Annotated in this window: 5 protein-coding genes; all 5 read right to left on the bottom strand. The window is 51.3% G+C overall.

Annotated elements, in window-relative coordinates:
* Positions 1-189: 189 nt before the first annotated feature.
* The 5 genes from PsW74_RS21425 to PsW74_RS21405 all read right to left on the bottom strand — a co-directional run bounded on the left by PsW74_RS21425 (position 190) and on the right by PsW74_RS21405 (position 5,783).
* Complete coding sequence (locus PsW74_RS21425; protein ID WP_063288358.1) at positions 190-1,773, bottom strand: ABC transporter substrate-binding protein; 1,584 nt, start codon at positions 1,771-1,773, stop codon at positions 190-192.
* 424 nt (positions 1,774-2,197) lie between these two features.
* Positions 2,198-3,025, bottom strand: a complete 828-nt coding sequence (locus PsW74_RS21420; protein WP_063288357.1) for a dipeptide ABC transporter ATP-binding protein — start codon at positions 3,023-3,025, stop codon at positions 2,198-2,200.
* Complete coding sequence (locus PsW74_RS21415; RefSeq protein WP_063288356.1) at positions 3,025-3,867, bottom strand: ABC transporter ATP-binding protein; 843 nt, start codon at positions 3,865-3,867, stop codon at positions 3,025-3,027. The genes PsW74_RS21420 and PsW74_RS21415 overlap by 1 nt, the downstream gene beginning before the upstream one ends.
* Before the next feature lie 2 nt (positions 3,868-3,869).
* A complete protein-coding gene (locus PsW74_RS21410) occupies positions 3,870-4,769 on the bottom strand; it encodes an ABC transporter permease subunit (RefSeq protein ID WP_063288355.1) in 900 nt (299 codons plus the stop codon).
* A gap of 3 nt (positions 4,770-4,772) precedes the next feature.
* On the bottom strand, positions 4,773-5,783 hold the full coding sequence (locus PsW74_RS21405) for an ABC transporter permease subunit (protein WP_063288354.1): 1,011 nt from the start codon (positions 5,781-5,783) through the stop codon (positions 4,773-4,775).
* Between the last annotated feature and the right edge of the window lie 31 nt (positions 5,784-5,814).

Here is a 5,814-nt window from a genome sequence, read left to right as displayed (position 1 = left end):
GTCTTCCAACAGCCCAACCCAGCCTACGACACACTGACGGTCGCTCCGCCAGCAGCCCGTTACGTAGGCATGGGATTAGTATGGGCGCGGTTTGAGGCTGGGGGGATAAGTTTTTACGCAGCCGCATACAGAAACAAAAAAGCCCCGGCACATGGCCGGGGCTTTTCGTATTCCAGAGAGAACTCTGAATTACTTAAGGTCAACGCCGTAGAAGATGTGACCACCGAATGGATCGATCTTGTAGTTTTCGACCTTCACAGAAACTGGCTCAGAAACAACAGAGTGAGCGATGGTTGCCCATGGAGCTTCACGCTTGAAGACCACCTGTGCCTGCTCATAGAGCTTGGTACGCTCAGCAACGTCTGCAGTTACTTTCGCTTTCTGGATCAGGTCTTCAAACTCAGCGTTACACCACTGAGCGCGGTTTGAACCACCAACGCCGTCACAGCCAAGAAGAACTGCGAGGAAGTTGTCCGGGTCACCATTGTCACCAGTCCAGCCGAGCAGAACAGCACCGTCACGGTCTACCTCTTTAGAGCGCTTCAGGTACTCACCCCACTCGTAGGAAACGATCTCAACGTCAACACCAGCCTTTGCGAAGTCGCCCTGCATAACTTCAGCCATACGACGTGCGTTCGGGTTGTAAGGACGCTGAACAGGCATCGCCCAGATCTTCATCTTCAGATCTTTAACGCCTTCCGCTTCCAGAGCTGCTTTTGCAGCAACCGGATCGTATTTATCATCCTGAAGGTCAGCGTTGTAAGACCAGATGGTTGGTGGGATTGGGTTGGATGCCACTTTACCTGCACCCTGGAACACTGCGTCCAGAATTGCCTGCTTGTTGACAGCCATGTTCAGAGCCTTACGGACCTTCACGTTGTCAAACGGTGCAACCTTGGTGTTGTAAGCCAGATACCCAACGTTCAGGCCTTCCTGCTGCATGAGGTTGATCGATGGATCATCCTTCATTGCTGCAATGTCAGCTGGGTTTGGATAAGGCATTACGTGACATTCGCCAGCTTTCAGCTTTTGATAGCGCACGGACGCATCAGGAGTGATCGCGAATACCAGATTGTCGATTGGTGCTTTGCCAGCCCAGTAATCCGGGTTTGCTTTATAGCGGATCAACGCATCTTTCTGATAACCAACCAGCTGGAATGGGCCGGTGCCAACAGGGTTCTGATCGAATGCATCCTGATTGTCCATCATCTTCTCTGCGTATTCAGCAGAGTGAATGGAAGCAAAATCCATCGCAAGGTTTGCGATCATTGGAGCTTCTGGACGGGTCAGAACGAACTTCACAGTGTAGTCGTCTACCTTCACGATCTCTTTGATGAGATCAGGCATGGACATTGCGTTGAAGTATTCGTAGTTACCGCCGGAAACGCTGAAGTATGGGTTTTCTTTGTTGCCCTGACGGTCGAAGGAGAAGATCACGTCGTCCGCGTTGAAATCACGCGTTGGAGTGAAGTCTTTGGTGGTGTGGAATTTTACGCCCTTACGCAGCTTGAAGGTGTATTCCTTACCATCTTCAGATACGTCCCAGCTTTCAGCCAGTGCTGGAGCAATGCTTGTTGTACCGCGCTCAAATTCAACCAGCTTGTTGAAGATCTGGCGGGAAGACGCATCAAATGTTGTGCCTGCTGTGTAGAGCGCTGGTGTGAAGCCCTCAGGAGAACCTTCTGAGCAGTATACCAGTGTTTTGGCCATGCTTGGTGCAGCAAACGCCATTGTTGCAGCCAACACACTGCCCATAAGAATTGATTTTTTCATTTCTCGTGTCCCCAATCACCTAAAGTGAATGCAAAAGCCAAGGCCTTTGATCATTTATCGAAGCTGCTTGATGCAGTTCTTCTCATAGGATTTTGCAGCGCCACACCGCAGGCTCACCTCAAGCCTACGAACCTCTCCTCAAAGAAGAAGCCATGTTCAGAATGATTTCAGGAAGAAATAGCGCGGATAGAGCACAAAATAAGCCCCCCTCCGCTGCATCGTGTCCTCCCCAGCACACCCCATATGCAACAGCTGCAAACGGGAGTACCTTATACGTAATTCTCGGTAAAATCTCCTCTTAATTGCGCATTTTTCAAAGAAATTGTTTCAACATTGCACTGAATTGGGAAAATCGTTAATGAAATGACAAAGGGCGGCTCCCCGATGGGAACCGCCCTTTTATTTTTCAAACTACACAATCAGCTTAGTGAGAAGCAGCAAGCCGCGCTTTGATGTGAGCGATGTCTGCCTGAGGCGTCGCGTTGAACAGTGTCTGTGTATACTCATGCTGAGGATTTCCAAACACTTCGTCGCGCGTGCCGTACTCAACCACTTCGCCATAATACATCACCATGACCTTGTCCGCGATGTAGCGCACTACAGACAAATCGTGGGAAATGAACAGGTAAGTCAGGTTGAATTCATCCTGCAAATCTGCCAGCAAGTTCAGGATCTGAGCCTGAACGGACAGATCCAACGCTGAAACAGGCTCATCAAGAATGAGGAGTGACGGGTTGAGAACCAGTGCACGACCAATCGCAATACGCTGACGCTGACCACCAGAGAACATGTGCGGATAGCGGTTGAAATGCTCAGGACCAAGACCGACCTTGACCAGCATTTCCATCGCCTTGTCGCGGCGCTCGGCTGGAGACATGGTGGTGTTGATCATCAAAGGTTCAGTCAGAACGTCACCAACACGCTGGCGCGGGTTCAAAGACCCATACGGGTTCTGGAACACGATCTGCACCTTGGAACGCATGTCCTTGGACAGCTTTTCCCTTGAGATGTCGATCGGCTTGCCCTCAATGAGGAGCTCACCTGAGGTTGCCGGGTCGATCAACGTCAGGATACGTGCAAGTGTGGACTTACCGCAACCGGATTCTCCCACCACAGCAAGGGTTTTGCCGCGTTCCAGACTAAAGCTGATGCCCTTCAGAGCACGGTTAACATGCTCTTTTCCGAAGATACCTTCTTTGGTGCGATATTCGCGAACCAGATTGCGCGCTTCGAGGATGATATCGTCAGCCATTATGCAGCTCCTTCATCGCCGAGGTGAAAATCAGAGACCGTTGGCAAACGATCACCTGTTGCGTTTTCTGGAAGCGCGGAAAGCAGAGCCTTGGTGTACGGGCTCTTCGGGCTTTCAAAGAGTGAGAGAACATCTGACTCTTCCATCTTCTTGCCTTTGTACTGAACCACCACACGGTCAGCTGTTTCAGCAACCACTGCCATATCATGAGTGATCATGATCAGGCCCATGCCGCTTTCTTTCTGCAGATCAAGGAGCAGATCGAGGATCTGCTTTTGAATGGTCACGTCGAGCGCAGTTGTTGGCTCATCCGCGATCAGCAGCTTTGGCTTACACGCAATTGCCATGGCAATCATCACACGCTGACACTGACCACCAGACATCTGGTGTGGGTACTTTTTCAGCGCCTTCGCAGATTCAGGCATCCCGACGGAGTCGAGCAGCTCGATCGCACGGGTTTTGCGTTCACCACGGCTCATCGTGGTGTGCTCTTTGAGGGTCTCATCAATCTGAGCGCCCACAGTGAAGCATGGGTTCAAGCTTGCAATTGGCTCCTGGAAGATCATGGAAATATCTTTACCAATGATCTCGCGGCGCTTTTTTGCAGACATGGTCAGAAGGTCATAGCCTTCAAACTCCAGCTTGTCCGCCCACAGATGACCGTTGTTGGCCAGCAGGCCCATAACAGCCAACATGGCTACAGATTTACCAGATCCACTTTCACCCACAACAGCAAGAACTTCACCTGCGTCAACAGAATAGCTCACGCCATCCAGAGCCCGGAAACGTCCATCAACCGTGTCGAATTCAACCGTTAGGTTTTCAATTTCAAGAAGGGCCATCGTCAGCTCCTCTTCAGTTTAGGATCGAGAGCGTCACGCAGGCCATCACCGATCAAGTTGATTGCCAGCACTGTGGTTAAAATCGCAATACCCGGGAAAGTGACAACCCATGGCGCACGCAGGATGAACTCGCGAGATTCAGCAAGCATTGTGCCCCATTCCGGCTGAGGTGGCTGAGCACCCATACCGAGGAAGCCCAGAGCCGCTGCATCAAGGATCGCGGTGGAGAAGGAAAGCGCTGCCTGCACGATGAGTGGAGCCATACAGTTTGGCAGCACAGTCACGAACATCAGACGCAGAGTACCAACACCGGAAACACGCGCGGCCATCACATACTCACGGCTCATTTCGGACATCACTGATGCTCGGGTGAGACGCACATAGTATGGCTGCTGCACGATAGCGATCGCGATCATCGCGTTGAGGAGCGATGGGCCGAGAATAGCAACAAGCACCAAGGCCAGCAGCAAGGACGGAAATGCCAGAATGATGTCCATGATACGCATGATGATGGTATCAACCCAACCACCAAACGTACCGGCCACCAGACCGAGACACACACCAACAACAAGCGCAACAGATACAACCACCACACCAATGAAGAGCGAGAACTGGCTGCCGTAAATCAGGCGAGACAGCAGGTCACGCCCTACAGCATCTGTGCCAAGAACGTAGGACCAGCTTCCACCTTCCTGCCATGCTGGTGGCAGGAGCAGCGCATCGCGATACTGTTCGATTGGTGAATGAGGTGCAATAAAAGCTGCTCCCACAGCAATCACAACAAGCGTCAGGAAGAAGATCAGACCCGCAACAGCCCCTTTGTTGGTGCGGAAATGTCTCCAGAAATTGACGATAAGTTCAAACCGGGTATCCGGTCCGGAATTTTGTGTCACGTCAGCCATGATTTACTCCGTATGCCGAATTTTCGGATTAACCAGACCGTACATCAGGTCCACAATCAGGTTCACGATCATGACGATTGCAGCAATCATCAAAAGACCGCCCTGCACAACCGGGTAGTCACGACGGAAAATACTATCAACCATCCACTTGCCGATTCCCGGCCAGGAGAAGATGCTCTCTGTCAGGATTGCACCGCCAAACAGCACGCCAATCTGCAAACCAATAATGGTGATGACCGGAATAAGCGCATTGCGCAGAGCGTGAATGCCGACCACACGGAAGTTGGAGAGGCCCTTTGCACGTGCAGTGCGCACATAATCTTCATCCAGAACTTCCAACATGGCAGAGCGCGTCTGACGCGCAATAACTGCCAGTGGAATAGTGCCCAGAACGACGGTTGGGAGAATCAGATGACTTACAGCCGAGATGAATGCACCAGGCTCATCTGAGAGCAATGTGTCGATCAACATGAAGCCTGTAACAGGCTCAATCCAGTACAACAGAGAGATACGACCTGAAACAGGTGTCCACCCCAAAATGCCGGAGAAGAAGATGATCAGCAGCAGGCCCCACCAGAAGATTGGCATGGAATAACCGGCCAACGCTGTTGTCATAACAGTGTGGTCCAGTGCCTTACCGCGCTTTACAGCTGCGATAATACCAGCAGGAAGCCCGACGACGATTGCAAACAGAATTGCACAGAGGCCAAGCTCAACCGTTGCCGGGAAGAGCGTCATAAACTCCTGAAGAACAGGCTGTTTTGTGACAATAGATACGCCAAGATCGCCTTGAACCAAATTGCCCAAGTAAGTGAAATACTGTTGCCAGATCGGTTCATTGTAGCCGAACTGCACCATAAGTTCCTGATAGCGCTCAGGGCTCACACCGCGTTCGCCAGCCAAAAGCAGAATTGGATCGCCTGGCAGCAGGCGAATGAAGAAGAACGAGGTCAGAGTAACCCCGATAAAGGTCGGGATGAGCAAACCCAGTTTTTTTAATATGAGACGAAGCATACTTCAGTCACACCAATCAGAGGATTGTTTA

The organism is Pseudovibrio sp. W74 (assembly GCF_001623085.1).
GTDB lineage: Bacteria > Pseudomonadota > Alphaproteobacteria > Rhizobiales > Stappiaceae > Pseudovibrio.
This window is presented reverse-complemented; position numbering and strand designations above follow the sequence as displayed.

Coding starts and splice junctions, on each gene's coding strand:
- PsW74_RS21425 (WP_063288358.1), bottom strand. CDS start 1,773: ATGAAAAAATCAATTCTTATGGGCAGTGTGTTGGCTGCAACAATGGCG.
- PsW74_RS21405 (WP_063288354.1), bottom strand. CDS start 5,783: ATGCTTCGTCTCATATTAAAAAAACTGGGTTTGCTCATCCCGACCTTT.
- PsW74_RS21420 (WP_063288357.1), bottom strand. CDS start 3,025: ATGGCTGACGATATCATCCTCGAAGCGCGCAATCTGGTTCGCGAATAT.
- PsW74_RS21415 (WP_063288356.1), bottom strand. CDS start 3,867: ATGGCCCTTCTTGAAATTGAAAACCTAACGGTTGAATTCGACACGGTT.
- PsW74_RS21410 (WP_063288355.1), bottom strand. CDS start 4,769: ATGGCTGACGTGACACAAAATTCCGGACCGGATACCCGGTTTGAACTT.